The 13,729-nt window shown below is 73.1% G+C and carries 18 protein-coding genes, 1 pseudogene and 1 riboswitch; of the genes and pseudogenes, 12 read left to right on the top strand and 7 right to left on the bottom strand.

Features of this window, described 5'->3' with window-relative positions; translation table 11 throughout:
- Positions 1-2: 2 nt before the first annotated feature.
- Positions 3-133: riboswitch (cyclic di-AMP (ydaO/yuaA leader) on the bottom strand.
- 139 nt (positions 134-272) lie between these two features.
- Together ACLQ2X_RS07840 and ACLQ2X_RS07835 are read right to left on the bottom strand one after the other, a co-directional pair.
- Positions 273-1,562: a YibE/F family protein gene (locus ACLQ2X_RS07840; RefSeq protein WP_425680285.1), complete on the bottom strand. Its 1,290-nt coding sequence runs from the start codon at positions 1,560-1,562 to the stop codon at positions 273-275.
- Between the two features lie 7 nt (positions 1,563-1,569).
- Positions 1,570-1,869, bottom strand: a complete 300-nt coding sequence (locus tag ACLQ2X_RS07835) for a metal-sensitive transcriptional regulator (protein ID WP_425680284.1) — start codon at positions 1,867-1,869, stop codon at positions 1,570-1,572.
- An 80-nt stretch (positions 1,870-1,949) separates the two neighbouring features.
- On the opposite strand from ACLQ2X_RS07835, the gene ACLQ2X_RS07830 reads away from it, so the two are divergent.
- From ACLQ2X_RS07830 to ACLQ2X_RS07785, 10 genes are all read left to right on the top strand, one after another.
- Entirely contained in the window at positions 1,950-2,156 is a 207-nt protein-coding gene (locus ACLQ2X_RS07830; RefSeq protein WP_425680283.1) for a heavy-metal-associated domain-containing protein, read from the top strand.
- Positions 2,157-2,191: 35 nt separating this feature from the next.
- Entirely contained in the window at positions 2,192-3,172 is a 981-nt protein-coding gene (locus tag ACLQ2X_RS07825; RefSeq protein WP_425680282.1) for a hypothetical protein, read from the top strand.
- 17 nt (positions 3,173-3,189) lie between these two features.
- A complete protein-coding gene (locus tag ACLQ2X_RS07820) occupies positions 3,190-5,445 on the top strand; it encodes a heavy metal translocating P-type ATPase (protein ID WP_425680281.1) in 2,256 nt (751 codons plus the stop codon).
- Positions 5,446-5,512: 67 nt separating this feature from the next.
- Positions 5,513-5,686 (top strand): CsbD family protein, encoded by a 174-nt coding sequence (locus ACLQ2X_RS07815; protein WP_425680280.1) that lies wholly within the window; start codon positions 5,513-5,515, stop codon positions 5,684-5,686.
- A 153-nt stretch (positions 5,687-5,839) separates the two neighbouring features.
- A complete protein-coding gene (locus tag ACLQ2X_RS07810; RefSeq protein ID WP_425680279.1) occupies positions 5,840-6,265 on the top strand; it encodes a YbaB/EbfC family nucleoid-associated protein in 426 nt (141 codons plus the stop codon).
- A complete protein-coding gene (locus ACLQ2X_RS07805) occupies positions 6,265-6,588 on the top strand; it encodes a hypothetical protein (RefSeq protein WP_425680278.1) in 324 nt (107 codons plus the stop codon). Before ACLQ2X_RS07810 ends, ACLQ2X_RS07805 begins: the two co-directional genes overlap by 1 nt.
- Positions 6,589-6,590: 2 nt before the next feature.
- Positions 6,591-7,085, top strand: coding sequence for a hypothetical protein (locus ACLQ2X_RS07800; protein WP_425680277.1), 495 nt, complete (start codon positions 6,591-6,593; stop codon positions 7,083-7,085).
- A 6-nt stretch (positions 7,086-7,091) separates the two neighbouring features.
- Complete coding sequence (locus tag ACLQ2X_RS07795; RefSeq protein WP_425680276.1) at positions 7,092-7,601, top strand: EndoU domain-containing protein; 510 nt, start codon at positions 7,092-7,094, stop codon at positions 7,599-7,601.
- 15 nt (positions 7,602-7,616) lie between these two features.
- Entirely contained in the window at positions 7,617-8,060 is a 444-nt protein-coding gene (locus tag ACLQ2X_RS07790) for a hypothetical protein (protein ID WP_425680275.1), read from the top strand.
- A gap of 28 nt (positions 8,061-8,088) precedes the next feature.
- A complete protein-coding gene (locus ACLQ2X_RS07785) occupies positions 8,089-8,541 on the top strand; it encodes a hypothetical protein (protein ID WP_425680274.1) in 453 nt (150 codons plus the stop codon).
- A 17-nt stretch (positions 8,542-8,558) separates the two neighbouring features.
- Here the strand turns inward: ACLQ2X_RS07785 and ACLQ2X_RS07780 are convergent, their stop codons facing one another.
- Positions 8,559-9,746: a DUF2786 domain-containing protein gene (locus tag ACLQ2X_RS07780; RefSeq protein ID WP_425680273.1), complete on the bottom strand. Its 1,188-nt coding sequence runs from the start codon at positions 9,744-9,746 to the stop codon at positions 8,559-8,561.
- Positions 9,747-9,830: 84 nt separating this feature from the next.
- On the opposite strand from ACLQ2X_RS07780, the gene ACLQ2X_RS07775 reads away from it, so the two are divergent.
- Positions 9,831-10,718, top strand: a complete 888-nt coding sequence (locus ACLQ2X_RS07775; RefSeq protein ID WP_425680272.1) for a DUF3152 domain-containing protein — start codon at positions 9,831-9,833, stop codon at positions 10,716-10,718.
- An 18-nt stretch (positions 10,719-10,736) separates the two neighbouring features.
- Here ACLQ2X_RS07775 and ACLQ2X_RS07770 read toward each other — a convergent pair whose 3' ends face one another.
- Together ACLQ2X_RS07770 and ACLQ2X_RS07765 are read right to left on the bottom strand one after the other, a co-directional pair.
- On the bottom strand, positions 10,737-11,162 hold the full coding sequence (locus tag ACLQ2X_RS07770) for an ATP-binding protein (protein WP_425680271.1): 426 nt from the start codon (positions 11,160-11,162) through the stop codon (positions 10,737-10,739).
- A 38-nt stretch (positions 11,163-11,200) separates the two neighbouring features.
- Complete coding sequence (locus tag ACLQ2X_RS07765; RefSeq protein WP_425680270.1) at positions 11,201-11,956, bottom strand: SAM-dependent methyltransferase; 756 nt, start codon at positions 11,954-11,956, stop codon at positions 11,201-11,203.
- Positions 11,957-12,040: 84 nt separating this feature from the next.
- Here ACLQ2X_RS07765 and ACLQ2X_RS07760 point away from each other — a divergent pair, with 84 nt between their 5' ends.
- Positions 12,041-12,259, top strand: coding sequence for a hypothetical protein (locus ACLQ2X_RS07760; RefSeq protein ID WP_302904391.1), 219 nt, complete (start codon positions 12,041-12,043; stop codon positions 12,257-12,259).
- 8 nt (positions 12,260-12,267) lie between these two features.
- Here the strand turns inward: ACLQ2X_RS07760 and ACLQ2X_RS07755 are convergent.
- Together ACLQ2X_RS07755 and ACLQ2X_RS07750 are read right to left on the bottom strand one after the other, a co-directional pair.
- A pseudogene (locus ACLQ2X_RS07755) lies at positions 12,268-12,979 on the bottom strand (GAF and ANTAR domain-containing protein).
- Positions 12,980-13,150: 171 nt separating this feature from the next.
- Positions 13,151-13,597: an STAS domain-containing protein gene (locus ACLQ2X_RS07750; RefSeq protein ID WP_425680269.1), complete on the bottom strand. Its 447-nt coding sequence runs from the start codon at positions 13,595-13,597 to the stop codon at positions 13,151-13,153.
- Between the last annotated feature and the right edge of the window lie 132 nt (positions 13,598-13,729).

Here is a 13,729-nt window from a genome sequence, read left to right as displayed (position 1 = left end):
TGTTCCCTTCCGTCGGCCGCCGACCGGGTTAGCTGACGGGTTCGGGACGGAAGTGGCCCCTACCGCTGGCGCGGATTCACCCCTGGTGCGTGGTTCCCCGGCTCGCCCGTGGGCGATTGGGCGGCGGCACCGCTGGCGCCGGTGCGCGCCTTCGGCGGTGACCGGCAGCGAGGTTACCCGAGATCGCTACCCGGGATCTACGTCCGGAAGCCGACCAACTGCGAGATTTCGCCGCGACCCAGCGTGACCAGTGTCGCGTTTGACGCCGGTCGTCACGCTCCGGAGTCTCGCCATGCGGAGTCCGTGCTCCTTGCGCCGCCGAGCGCCTTCAGCGCGTCGTCCCCTCCGTCGCGCGGCCGGGGTGCCGGCGGCGGGTCCACGGGGGACCGATGCCGCCCGGCGGTGGCCACCGCCGCGGCCAGTCCGGTGGTCAGCGGTACGGCGGCGATCAGGCCCAGGGTGGCTACCGCGCTGCGGACGATCTCCTGGGCGAGGAACTCGCTGGTGAGGATCTGGCTCACCGGACGGGAGTCGGCGACCAGCAGGAGCAGCAGGGGCAGTGAGGCGCCCGCGTACGCCAGCACGATGGTGTTGACCGTGGACGCGATGTGCGCCCGGCCGACCCGGGTGGCCGCCCGGTAGAGCTGCCGCCGGGACAGCGCCGGGTTGGCGTGGGCCAGTTCGGTGACGGTGGCGGCCTGGGTGACCGTGACGTCGTCCAGCACACCGAGCGAACCGATGATGATGCCGGCGAGGAGCAGTCCGTGCAGGTCCACGTCGGCCTGGAACATGGACAGCGTGGTGGCGTCCTCGCTGCCGAAGCCGGTGAGGTGGGTGGCGGCGGTGGCGAGCGTGCCGAGCACGCCGGTGATCACCAGGCTGCCGAGCGTGCCGAGCACCGCCACCGAGGTCTGTGCGGTCACCCCGTGCGTCAGGTAGAGCACCACGAACATGATCAGGGCGGCGCCCACGATCGCCACCGGCAGCGGCGGCTGGCCGGCGCCGATGCCGGGCAGCACGAACCCGAGCAGGATGGCGAAGCTGGCCGCCAGGCCGCCCAGCGCGGCCAGGCCGCGCCAGCGGCCGAACGCCACGATGGCGGCGGCGAAGAGCACCATCAGCCAGATCAGCGGCGTGCCGCGCTGGTGCTCGGCGATGGCGTAGGACGTCACCGCCGGGTCGGCCGGGTCGGTCAGCTCCACCAGGATGATCTTGTCGCCGACCTCGACCCGGGGTGCGCCCGGGCCGGCCGGGATCGGCGTCTCGACCTCCCGGCCCGCGTCCGGGCCCTGCTCGGCGGCGACCGTGGCGGTGCCGCAGGGGCCGTCGGTGCCGCCCTCCGGGGCCTCGGGGGTGGGCGGGCAGGGCTCGGAGACGACCCGGGTCACCGTGCCGTGGTAGCGGGGGACGTCCGGGCCGCCTGCCGGCTCGCGGCCGTGGCCGGGCCAGAGCACGACCGCCGCGACCAGGGTGAGCAGGAACAGCGGCACCACGACGGCGACGAGGAGCCGGCGTACGGCCGGCGGCGCGGACGGTGCGGGACTGGTGTGGCCGGCGCCCACGGTCCACTCAGCCGCGCTTCATCAGTCGGCCGACGGCAGCCATCATCTCGGTCGCCATCTCGTCGGCCCGTCCGTCGGCGGCGCCCTCGTGCATGCAGTGCCGGGCGTGCCCGTCCAGCAGGCCCAGGGCGACCTTGTCGAGCGCGGCCTGGATGGCCGAGATCTGGGTCAGTACGTCGATGCAGTAGCGGTCGTCCTCGACCATCTTCTCGATGCCCCGGACCTGGCCCTCGACGCGGCGGAGCCGCGCGAGGAGCTGGTCCTTGCTGGCGGTGTAGCCCCGGGTCGGGCTGGACGGCGCGGTCATGGAAACCAGGATAGCGTACCCCTTGGGGGTATGTTACTGTTCCACCTGTACCCCCAGGGGGTATCGGATCGGAGGGCGACATGGAGAGCACCTACCAGGTCAGCGGCATGACCTGCGGCCACTGCGTCAACTCGGTGAGCACCGAGCTGGGCGCGCTGCCGGGCGTCACCGACGTCCAGGTCGACCTGGCCACCGGCCGGGTCACCGTCAGCAGTCAGCAGCCGCTGGACGCGGACGCCGTCCGTGCCGCGGTCGACGAGGCCGGTTACGACCTCGTCGGGGCGTGACGGGTCCACGGACCCGCGACAACCGAGGAGGCACCATGAACACGGCGACGAAGCTCAGCGGCTTCGCGCTCGGCCTCGTGACGGTGTTCGGCGCGGCGTACGGGGTCGGCAGCCTGGCCGATCCCGTCGCCCCCGCGGCCGAGACCCGGCACGACGACAATGGCAGCGGTCACGGCGACGAGGGCCACGACGAGCAGGGCGGCGCGCCCGCGCACCTGCCCGGCGGGCTGCTCGTCTCCGAACGCGGCTACACACTCCAACCGGCCGCCGCGCCGGCCGGACAGTTCGCCTTCCGGATCGCCGGCCCGGACGGCCGGTCGGTCACCCGCTACGAGGTGGCCCACGACAGGCTCATGCACCTGATCGTCGCCCGCCGTGACCTCTCCGGCTTCCGGCACGTGCACCCGGAGATGGCCGATGACGGCACCTGGCGGGTGGCGTCGCCGCTCGTCGGTCCCGGCGCCTGGCGGGCGTTCGCCGACTTCACCCCGGCCGGCGGGGAACCGCTGACCCTCGGCCTCGACGTCACCGTCCCCGGCCAACTGACCGAGCGGCCGCTGCCCGAGCCGGTGACCAGCACCACCGTCGACGGCTACACGGTCACCCTCAGCGGCTCCCCGGAACCGGGCCGGACCAGCCGGCTGACGCTCTCCGTCAGCCGTGACGGCCGGCCGGTCACCGACCTGCAGCCCTACCTCGGCGCGTACGGACACCTGGTGGCGCTGCGTCAGGGCGACCTGGCTTACCTGCACGTGCACCCGGAAGGCGCACCCGGCGACGGGCGCACCCCGGCCGGGCCGACGATCACGTTCTCCACCGAGGTCCCCTCGGCCGGGGCGTACCGTCTTTATCTGGACTTCCGGCACGGCGACGCGGTGCGCACCGCCGAGTTCACCGTCCTGGCCGGTGACCGGACCGCGCCGACGCCCACCGCGCCGACGCCCACCGCGCCGGCATCCACCACCGCACCGACCCCGGACGCCGGACACGGCACGCCGGGTCACGGGCACAGTTGACCGCCGGAGGGGCCGCGATGACTGCCACGGGAAAGGCGCCGCCCACCGCGCCGAATCTGATCGAGCTGGCGATCGGCGGCATGACCTGTGCGTCCTGTGCCGCCCGGATCGAGAAGAAGCTCAACCGGATGGACGGCGTCGAGGCCACGGTGAACTACGCCACCGAGAAGGCCACCGTCCGCTACGCCGATCAGGTCGCGCCGGCCGATCTGATCGCCACCGTGGAGAAGACCGGCTACACGGCCGTGGTGCCGCCCCCGCCCGACCGGTCCGGGACGGCCCCGGACGGTGAGCCGGTGGACGAGCTGCGCGTCGCGCGTACCCGACTCTGGGTCTCCGCGGTGCTGACCCTGCCGGTGATCGTGCTCGCCATGGTGCCGGCATGGCAGTTCGACTACTGGCAGTGGGCCTCGCTGACCCTGGCCGCCCCGGTGGTGGTCTGGGGCGGACTGCCGTTCCACCGGGCCGCGCTGATCAACCTGCGGCACGGCGCGGCGACCATGGACACGCTCGTCTCCCTCGGCACGCTGGCCGCGTTCGGCTGGTCGCTGTGGGCGCTCTTCCTCGGCGACGCCGGCATGCCCGGCATGAAGCACCCGTTCCGCTTCGACATCACCCGCGGTGACGGCGCCGGCAACATCTACCTGGAAGCCGCCGCCGGGGTGACCGTCTTCATCCTGGCCGGGCGCTACTTCGAGGCGCGCGCCAAGCGCACCGCCGGCTCGGCCCTGCGCGCCCTGCTCGAACTCGGCGCCCGGGACGTGGCGGTGCTGCGCGGCGGGCAGGAGACCCGGATACCCGTCGACCAGCTCGCGGTGGGGGACCGGTTCGTGGTCCGGCCCGGCGAGAAGCTCGCCACCGACGGCGTGGTCGAGGAGGGCACCTCGGCGGTCGACGCCAGCATGCTCACCGGCGAGTCGGTGCCGGTCGAGGTCGGGCCGGGCGACGCCGTGGTCGGCGCGACCGTCAACGCCGGCGGCCGGCTGGTCGTCCGGGCCACCCGGGTCGGCGCGGACACCCAGCTCGCGCAGATGGCGCGGCTGGTGGAGCAGGCGCAGACCGGGAAGGCGGCGGTGCAGCGGCTCGCCGACCGGATCTCCGGCGTCTTCGTGCCGATCGTGATCGCCCTGGCCGCAGGCACGCTGGGCTGGTGGCTGGGCACCGGCTCCGGCCCGACCGCCGCGTTCACCGCCGCGGTGGCCGTGCTGATCATCGCGTGCCCGTGCGCGCTCGGCCTGGCCACCCCGACCGCGCTGCTGGTCGGCACCGGGCGTGGCGCGCAGCTCGGCGTGCTGATCAAGGGGCCGGAGGTGCTGGAGAGCACCCGCCGGGTGGACACCGTGGTGCTGGACAAGACCGGCACCGTCACCACCGGCCGGATGGCGCTTGCCGAGGCGCTGCCCGCGGACGGCGAGGACGCCGCCGAGCTGCTCCGGCTGGCCGGCGCGCTGGAGGCGGCCTCCGAGCACCCGATCGCCCGGGCGGTCGCCGAGGCCGCGGCCGAGGCCGGGCCGCTGCCCGCGGTGACGGGTTTCGCCAACACCGAAGGGCTGGGCGTGACCGGAGTCGTCGACGACCGGTCCGTGGTGGTCGGCCGGGCACGCCTGCTGCGGGAGCAGGGCCTCGACGTACCCGAGGCGGTGGCCCGCGCCGCGACCGGCGCGGAGGCCGCCGGCCGCACGGCGGTCCTGGCCGGCTGGGACGGACGCGCGCGGGGCGTGCTCGCGGTGGCCGACGCGGTGAAGCCGACCAGCCGGGCGGCGGTCGCCCGGCTGCGCGGCCTGGGGCTCACCCCGGTGCTGCTCACCGGCGACAACACCACCGTGGCGAAGGCGGTGGCTGCCGAGGTCGGCATCGACGAGGTGATCGCGGAGGTGCTGCCCGCCGAGAAGGTGGCGGTGGTCGAGCGCCTCCAGGGTGAGGGGCGGGTGGTCGCCATGGTCGGCGACGGGGTCAACGACGCGGCCGCACTGGCCCGTGCCGACCTCGGGCTCGCCATGGGCACCGGCACCGACGTGGCCATCGAGGCCGCCGACCTGACCCTGGTCCGGGGTGACCTGCTGGCCGCCGCGGACGCGATCCGGCTCTCTCGGCGCACACTGACGATCATCAAGGGCAACCTGTTCTGGGCGTTCGCCTACAACGTGGCGGCGCTGCCGCTGGCCGCGGCCGGTCTGCTCAACCCGATGCTCGCCGGGGCGGCGATGGCGTTCTCGTCGGTCTTCGTGGTGGCGAACAGCCTGCGCCTGCGGCGCTTCCGCCCGATCGGGTGAGTGGGTTGGACCGGCGGTCGACGGGGTAACCAGTTGTCGTCAGGTAATCGCACCAGTGGAGGTCAGCATGGGTCTCGACGACAAGATTGACAACGCGTCCCAGGACACCACCGGCAAGGTCAAGGAAGGCGTCGGTCGGGTCACCGACAATGAGCGCCTCGAGGCCGAGGGCCGCAACGACCAGTCCGGTGCCAAGCTCAAGCAGGCCGCTGAAAAGATCAAGGACGCCTTCAAGAGCTGACGTTACGCGACGCACATCCACCGGGCCGGCCATTGTGCCGGCCCGGCGTGCTGCGTGGGACCGACCACGGTCCACATCGTTCCCCCGGGCCCACCCGGATCGGCACCGGTGCATAGGATGCGAAGCGACCTCAACTGCGGAGGAGCTTTGTCGATGGCCGATCCCGCTGACCCGTCCGGCTTCGGCCGGGTGTTGTCCGAAACCATGTCCGCGCTGCGGCGGCAGGCCGCGGAGGGCCACGACGAGCAGATCACGCCGCCGGAGGGCGTCGGTGAGGCCGCCGACGGCATGATCCGGGTCACCGCCGGCCCGCCCGGGCGGGTCACCGCGTTGACGCTCGACCCCCGGGTGATGCGGATGGCCAGCGAGGCCCTCGCCGAGGAGATCGAGGCGGCGGTCAACGCCGCGCTCACCGACCTGCAGGAACAGGCCACCGCCGCCGTCGCCGGCGAGGTCGACCTGGGTTCACTCGGCGAGCAGCTGCGCCGGGTCCAGGAGGACGCCGGGCGTCAGTTCAGCCTGTTCACCGACGCCCTGATCCAGGCGCAGGACCGGCTCTCCCGCCAGGGCGGGCGCTGATGCCTGTCGACGTCGACCCGGATCGGCTCCGTGCCTCCGGGGCGACGCTGGACGGTGTCTCCACCCGGTTCGGTCAGGCGCTGGCCGCCTTCCGGGCCGAGCTGGCCGGGTTCGGCCGACCGTGGGGGTCCGACGACATCGGGTCGCTGATCGGTGCCGCCCACGACGAGGTCTCCGCGTTCGCCTTCGAGTGTTTCGACACCGCCCTCGACGAGATCGCCGCCGCCGGCGCGGATCTCGGCAAGATGGCGACCCGCTACGCCGAGACCGAGGCGGCCATCACCCGCAACCTCGACAGCCTCCGGCGGATGCTGGGCGGCTGACCATGGGCATGGAGCTACCCGGCGAGTTGCGTTCGCTGCTCAGCATCCTCGGCTACACCTGGCCCGAGGCGGACGAGACCAAACTCTTCGAGATGGGCAACGCCTGGATCCGGTTCTCCGACACCCTCTCCGGCGTGGTGACCGAGGCGAGCACCGGTGCGGCGACGGTCTGGACGCAGCAGACCGGCCAGGACATCACCGCGTTCCAGAACTGGTGGAACCAGGAGGACAGCCCCGCCGACAGCCTGCGCGACGGCGTCACCGCCGCGATGCTCACCGGCACCGGCCTGATCATCTGCGGTGCGATCGTGCTCGCTCTCAAGGTCGCGGTCATCGTGCAACTTGTCGTCCTGGCCATCCAGATCGCCCAGGCGATCGCCACCGCGGCGGTCACCTTCGGCGCGTCGCTGCTGGAGATCCCGATCTTCCAGCAGTTGGCCCGAACCATCGTCGGCAACCTCGTCCAGGAAGCCCTCTGGAAACTCGTCGACGGGTGAGGTGACATGAGCGGGGGCAAAGCAGGCGGCCGGTTGATGCGGGCCGCGTTGCGCTTTCTCAAGCGGACCAAGACGCGCAACCGACCCGACCGGATGAACCCGCACTTCACCGAACACGTGTTCCGCGGCCACCCGAAACCCGGCGCGCCCAAGGGATCCGGCTACCACTACCGGCCCGGCGGCCAGGACTTCCCGGGGCGTCGGCTCCAGCCCGGCACCGTCGTCAAGGACCCCAGGACCGGGGCCTACACCGGCAAACCCGAGTTCTTCGACCCCACGATGAATCCCCCGCACGGGGCGTGGAAGCCGAAGAAGGGCAACGGCGGGGAAAGTTCCTTCTTCCCCGACGACTGGACGCCCGCCCAGGTGGACAACGCCATCACCGGAGCCTTCCAGAACGCGAAGCCGGTGCCGGGCACCAGCATGTGGCGTGGCACGCACAAGGGCCTGGTGATCGAGGGTTTCTACAATGGCTCGGGCGGCTTCACCCACGGATGGCCGGTCGTCATCCCATGATCCGAAGGACTTCCGTTGGCGTTCATCAGTTTCACCGTCGATGAGTTCCGGCTCCCGCTGTTCACCGTGACCGACCAGCACTACCGAGCCCTCGGCGCGTGGCTGATCACCGACATCTCCGTCTCCTACTCGGCCTGCCTGGACGCCCTGGCGATGATCGACGACGTCGCGCACGGCCGCCCGCCGGAGGACGAGTGGGACAGCGACAAGTACGAGGTCCGATTCACCCCCACCGGGCTGGAGTTCGTCAACGAGTGGGTCGCGGACGAGCGTGGCCGTTACTCGCTGGACGAGGCCCGGGAAGCGGTCGAGGCCTACTGGAGGTTCCTGGCCAACCGCCCGGAGAACCGCGAGCTGATTCGCGAGTACCGGCCCGACCTGCCGCGGTGGCAGGCGGAACTGCTCCAGTGGGAGGAGCGGTGGGGCCGGCCGCACCCGTACCGGGGACGGCTCTTCTGACCGCGCCACCCGTGCGACGTCATGCCGGGTGGGGGCAGAAGTGAAATCGATGTCCTTCTCCGTCGATGACGGCAGGCCGGCCTACCACGTGGACGATCCCCGTTGTGTGGCGCTGGGGGTGTGGCTGATCACGGATATCCGAAACAGTTTTTTTGCCTGCCTGGACGCGCTTGCCCTGATCGACGACGCCCTGCACGGCAGGCCGTCGATGGGGAAGTGGGAGGGCGAGGGGTTCGACATCCACGTGGCCGCCGATCGGGTCGTGCTCCGCAACATCTGGCTGGACGGCCAGCGCGGCGAGTACCCCGTTCCGGAGGTCCGCGACGCACTGGAGCGGTACTGGCACTTTCTCGCCGGCCTGCCGGCGTCTCCCCGCGTCACCCGGGTGCATCGCCGTGACCTCCCGGCGATCCAGGCCGACCTGCTCGACTGGGAGGAAACCTGGCATCGACCGCACCCGTACCGGGGACGGCTCTTCTGACCGTGGCCCCGTGGGGGTCAGCGGCCCCCGCCTAGCCGACCCGCCGGCCGGCGCGGGTCGAGCGAGGCGTCGTCCGCCGCGCTGGTGCCGGAGGCCCACCCCTGTTCGTCGCGCACCTGGAGCCGGTGCCGGGTGGTGCCGGGGAAAAGCTGCTCCAGGTGCCCCCGGACGGCGTCGGAGCGGGCCGCGAGCACCGGCAGCAGCCGATCGTCGTCCCGCTCCTCGGCCGCCGCCGCGCTGGCCGTCCGCAACCGGTCACCGATCCGCAGCGCGAACGCGTTGAGGAACGACTCGTCGTAGCCCTTGGTGCGCCGTCCGCTGCCGCTGCGGCGCTCCCCACGCCCACGCAGCATCGCGGCGGTGGCCTGCACCAGCAGCGACGTGTGCAGCAGCTCCACCGCCGCCAGGTCGGCGGGGAAGCCGAGCACGGTGGCGAACCCCAGGTCGTCGGACCAGACCGACTCGCACCGGTTCGCCGCCGCCACCTCCTGGATCAGCAGCGCCTTCGCCGCCGCGTACGGGGCGTCGACGCCGATCCGCACCCCACCCGGGCCGCCGGCGCGTACCGCCCCGGCGTCGAGCAGCGCGGCGTCGATGCTGTGCCGGGCCATCAGCTCCTGCGCCTTCGCGGTGAACGCCTCCGCCTCGGCCGGGTAGCCGGTCGACTCGGCCTTGGCCAGCAGCGCGCGGACCCGGTCGAGCATCCGGGAACCGGTGGCCGGGGCGGCGGCGTACGAGGCGCCGGCCGAGCCGGGCGGCGGGCGCAGCACCGCGACCGGCGGTAGCTCCTCGACCAGGACGACCGCGTCGACCGCGTCCCGCAGCGCGGTGATCCGGTCACCGTCGGCACGCCGGTCCAGCCAGCCCGCGTCGGTGTCCCACCGGGCGCCCGTGGCGGCGAGCTGCTCGTCGAACCAGGCCGGGACCGGCGCGGGCAACGCGCGTCGCTGGGCGGCCACGGCGTCGCGCAGCAGCCGCGCGCCGCGCGGGGTCAGCCGGCGCAGGGCGAGCCGCTCCAGGTCTACCGGCTGCCAGCCACGCGGCCAGAGCCGGCCGACGGACCGGGTGAGCCGGGCCAGCAGGGCCGCGTCCACCGCCGCGCCGTCGCCCACCACCAGGCCGTCGAGGGCCCGTTCGGCGGCGCGCACGTCGCTGCCCCGCGCGGTCGTCACGGCGGCGTCGAGCAGCTGCTCGGCTGGTGGCACGGGTGGCTCCCTCGGCTCCGACAGGCGGCCGGTCGCTCACCCCGGCACCGACGGTACCCGGTCGGCCCGTTCAACCGTCCGGGCGTGCCATCCGTACCCCTGTCCGGGAGCGGCGCGGCGCGACGGACGGAGATCGACGTGGGCGGGTACGGCCGAGGACTGCACCGACGGAGGTCGCGGGCCGGCCTACCGCTTGTGGTGGCGGGCCTGGTCGTGACCGGCCTGGCAGCCGGCGGCGGGTATCTCGTGCGCCACCCGGACCTGCGGGACCGGATCCCGACGCAACAGGCCGTCCGGGCGGTGGCACCGACCGCACGCCCGACGGTGCGGACCGTGCCGACGCCCGTGCGGGTGGCCGGCCGGGTGCCGCCCGGCATCAGCTACCCGGCCCGGGGCACGGGCACCTTCCGCACCGCCGACACGGTCGGCGCGGTCGCCGGCCGTTCCGGAGAGCTGATGCGCTACCGGGTCGCGGTCGAGGAGGGCATCCGCGAGGTGGACGTGGAACGCTTCGGCCGGCAGGTCGCGGCGACGCTCGCCGACCGGCGTGGCTGGACCGGCGACGGCCGGTGGCGGCTGCAACGGGTGGGTCGGGACGACCCGGCCGACTTCACCGTGCTGCTCACCACCCCGGTGACCCGGGGGCGGCTGTGCGGCGACCCGACCGACCGCTACACCTCCTGCCGCAACGGCGACCGGGTGGTGATCAACGTGGCCCGCTGGGCGCACGGCGTGCCGCACGTCACCGACCTCGACCTCTACCGGCGGTACCTGCTCAACCACGAGGTGGGTCACCGGCTGGGCCACGGGCACGAACACTGCCCGCGGGCCGGCACCCCGGCGCCGGTGATGGTCCAGCAGACGCTCGGGCTGCACGGGTGCACCCCGAACCCGTGGCCGCTGGTGGACGGGGAGCCGCTGGCCGGGCCGCCCGGCCAGTACGACGACCCGGTCCCGGCCGGCGACCGCTGACCCGGCAGTCAGGTCAGGTCAGCGCGGGAACGACGCCCAGATGTTCTTGGTGCCCCCGGTGGCGTACCAGCCGACGTCGAGCGAGACCGACTGGGCCAGGAACAGCCCGCGCCCACCCGAGTCCGTCGGGCTGATGTCGGTCAGCTCCGGCACCGTGCCCACGTCGTGGTCGGCCACGTCGAGCAGGAACAGGTCGTCGGCGGCGAGCAGCGTGACGATGGTGGGCGGGCGCGCGTGCCGCAGCGCGTTGCTGGCCAGTTCGGTGGCGACGAGCACCACCAGGTGCGGCACCTCGTCCAGGTCCTCGCCCTGCACCAGACCGTGCCGGTTCAGTGCGTCACGCAGCGAGGCGCGCAGGGCGTGCAGGTCCTCGGGGCTGTCGAGCACCCACTGGTCCAGCTCGGTGGCCTGCGGCGGCGGCGGCGAGGTGCGCAACTGTCCCATGATCCCGCCTTACCCTGCGTAGCTGCCCGCTAAGCCGGTCACCGCCGCAGCAGCGCGAACACTCCCCATCCCAGATGTTCGCGCTGGTAGCGGACGTAGCGCAGCGGGTCCTCGGTCAGCTCCCGCCGCAGTTCGGGGGCGAGTTCGTCGTCCGGGTTCGCGTCCAGCCAGCGGCGCAGGTTCAGCCAGTGCGCGGCGGCGTACCGGTCCCAGCTGTCCCGGTCGGCGAGGACCATCTCGACCAGGTCCCAGCCGCACTCGCCGAACGACTCGACCAGGCCGGGCAGGTCGCGGAACTCGTCCCGGGAGCGGGCGTGCGACCCGATGACCGTCGCCTCGTCCGGCGGGTCGCGCCGCCAGTAGGGCTCGCCGACGAGCGCCATGCCGCCTGGCCGCAACGCCCGGCCGAGCAGGTCCAGGGTGCCGGGCACCCCGCCGCCGATCCAGGTCGCGCCGACGCAGGCGGCCACGTCGACCGGACGCTCCGGCGGGTACGTCGCGGCGTCGCCGTGCACGAAACGTACCCGGTCGGCCACGCCCAGTTCGTCGGCGCGCTCGCGGGCGGCGGCGGTGAATGTGCTGCTGATGTCGACCCCGGTGCCGGTGATCCCGTGGTCCCGGGCCCAGGTGCAGAGCAGTTCGCCCTTGCCGCTGCACAGATCGAGCAGTTCGTCGCCGGGCCGCAGCCGGATCGCGCGGCCCAGCGTGGCCAGCTTGAGCTGGTCGAACGGGTTGAGGATGCGCAGGTCGCCCTCGCGGATGGAGAAGGCGCGCGGCACGTCCGGTGCGGTCATCCGGGTAGCTTTCCGCCGATCGGCGGGGCGGGCAACCGGTTTGCGGCCTGGGCCGGGGCGGGTGGACTGCGGTACCGTCACGACATGGTGGTCGAGGAACACTGGTGGAACGGCGTCAACAACCCCCGCGGACGGCGTGACGTCTACATCCGCACCGACGGGAGCCAGTGGCAGGTCCAGGCTCAGATCGGCGGGGCATCCGGCCGGTCCAAGATCCAACAGTGCCCGAGCCGTGGCTCGGCGAGCATCCTCGCCGGGGCGTGGCGGGCGAGTGGCTCCGGCTGGCGGGCGATGCCGCGCTGACCTCACGCTCAGTCACGAGGGCCGTGCACCGCGCGGTCGACGAGTGACTCGGCGACCTCCCGCAACTTGCGGTTGGAGTCCTGCGACACCCGCGCCAGGATGGCGAACGCCTCGTCGGCCGAGCAGCGTCGCTGGCCAATGATGATGCCTTTGGCCTGCTCGATCACGGCCCGGCTCTGCATCGCCTCCTGCATCTGCTGTGCCAGCGTCGCGGTGCTCTCGTAGAGGTGGACGTTCGCCAGGGCCATGCCCGCGTACCCGGCCAGCGTCTGCGCCAGGTCGACCTGCTCGTCCAGCACACCGGGCGCCGCGCCGTAGATGTTCAGCGCGCCGACCGTAGCCTCCTGGATGGGCAGGCCGATGGACAGGGAACTGGCGGCACCCGCCTCGTGCGCCCGGGCCGCCCACTCCGGCCAGCGGCCCTCCGTGGCCATGTCCGGCACCAGCATGGCGGTGCCGGTGGTGGCGGCGTCCAGGCACGGGCCGCGGCCCTGCGCGTACTGACCACTGGTCGAGGGTGAGCGCCAGTTCGCCGGTGTAGGCGGCGGTGTGCGCCTCGGCGCCCTGGACCAGGGTGACCGAGACCTCGGCGGTGCCGCGGATGGTGTCCTTGGCGACCTGGGCGATGATCGACAAGACCACGTCGAGGTCTGCCTCGCCGTATTTGATCCGCCCGAGTTTGATCAAGGCTGCGGCGAGGTCGGGGTGTGCCTGCGGCATGCTGGGACGTCCGTGCGCGAAGCGAGGCCGCCGACCCGGGACGGTGGGCGGCGGCTGGCGGACGGCTCGCGGTCGCGAACCGTTGGCCCGATCCAGACAGGACCGGGCCCCGCGCCGCTTCTTGACGCTCGTTCCTGACGCCCCGACCGGGACGTCAGCTACCGGGCGATTTTACGTCCTGCCGGCGAGCGGGCACGACCGGACGTGCCGCCCGTCGGCCGGGGTGCGGGCGGACCTGTCGAGGACCTCGAACGCGGCGAGCGTGCCGGTGACATCGAGGACGCGGCGGACGATGGGTGCGGGACGGTGCAGCGTCAGCCGACCGCCCCGTCCGGTCAGCAGCTTCCGGGCCCGCACCAGCGCCTCGGTGCCGTGCGCGCCGAAGAAGGTGACCTCGGAGAGGTCCACCACCACCGTCGGCGCCCGGCCCGCGACCAGGTTCTCCAACAGTTCGGTGAGCAGGTGGGCGTTGCTCAGATCGACCTCCCCGGCGACCGAGACGTGCGTGACGTCACGGTCGACGGTGCAGCTCAACCACAGGATGGGCTCGTCGGGCCGGAACCAGCCGGCCGCGGTCGGGACATGATGGCAGCCGAACCCGGGCAGCCTCTCGGACATGGCGCCTCCCACCTCACCTGGAGGGACGCTCCGGCCCATGTGGCCGGAGTCGGAGGGCGCATGTCTTGACCCGTGCCCTCGACATTACGCCCCGCCGGCCGTTGCCGCACGTCCGAGGTCCGTGTCGCGGGG

This window comes from Micromonospora sp. DT31, assembly GCF_049841795.1.
Taxonomy (GTDB): Bacteria; Actinomycetota; Actinomycetes; order Mycobacteriales; family Micromonosporaceae; genus Micromonospora.
This window is presented reverse-complemented; position numbering and strand designations above follow the sequence as displayed.

Coding starts and splice junctions, on each gene's coding strand:
- ACLQ2X_RS07795 (WP_425680276.1), top strand. CDS start 7,092: ATGAGCGGGGGCAAAGCAGGCGGCCGGTTGATGCGGGCCGCGTTGCGC.
- ACLQ2X_RS07830 (WP_425680283.1), top strand. CDS start 1,950: ATGGAGAGCACCTACCAGGTCAGCGGCATGACCTGCGGCCACTGCGTC.
- ACLQ2X_RS07815 (WP_425680280.1), top strand. CDS start 5,513: ATGGGTCTCGACGACAAGATTGACAACGCGTCCCAGGACACCACCGGC.
- ACLQ2X_RS07825 (WP_425680282.1), top strand. CDS start 2,192: ATGAACACGGCGACGAAGCTCAGCGGCTTCGCGCTCGGCCTCGTGACG.
- ACLQ2X_RS07805 (WP_425680278.1), top strand. CDS start 6,265: ATGCCTGTCGACGTCGACCCGGATCGGCTCCGTGCCTCCGGGGCGACG.
- ACLQ2X_RS07800 (WP_425680277.1), top strand. CDS start 6,591: ATGGGCATGGAGCTACCCGGCGAGTTGCGTTCGCTGCTCAGCATCCTC.
- ACLQ2X_RS07770 (WP_425680271.1), bottom strand. CDS start 11,162: ATGGGACAGTTGCGCACCTCGCCGCCGCCGCCGCAGGCCACCGAGCTG.
- ACLQ2X_RS07820 (WP_425680281.1), top strand. CDS start 3,190: ATGACTGCCACGGGAAAGGCGCCGCCCACCGCGCCGAATCTGATCGAG.
- ACLQ2X_RS07810 (WP_425680279.1), top strand. CDS start 5,840: ATGGCCGATCCCGCTGACCCGTCCGGCTTCGGCCGGGTGTTGTCCGAA.
- ACLQ2X_RS07750 (WP_425680269.1), bottom strand. CDS start 13,597: ATGTCCGAGAGGCTGCCCGGGTTCGGCTGCCATCATGTCCCGACCGCG.
- ACLQ2X_RS07835 (WP_425680284.1), bottom strand. CDS start 1,869: ATGACCGCGCCGTCCAGCCCGACCCGGGGCTACACCGCCAGCAAGGAC.
- ACLQ2X_RS07765 (WP_425680270.1), bottom strand. CDS start 11,956: ATGACCGCACCGGACGTGCCGCGCGCCTTCTCCATCCGCGAGGGCGAC.
- ACLQ2X_RS07760 (WP_302904391.1), top strand. CDS start 12,041: ATGGTGGTCGAGGAACACTGGTGGAACGGCGTCAACAACCCCCGCGGA.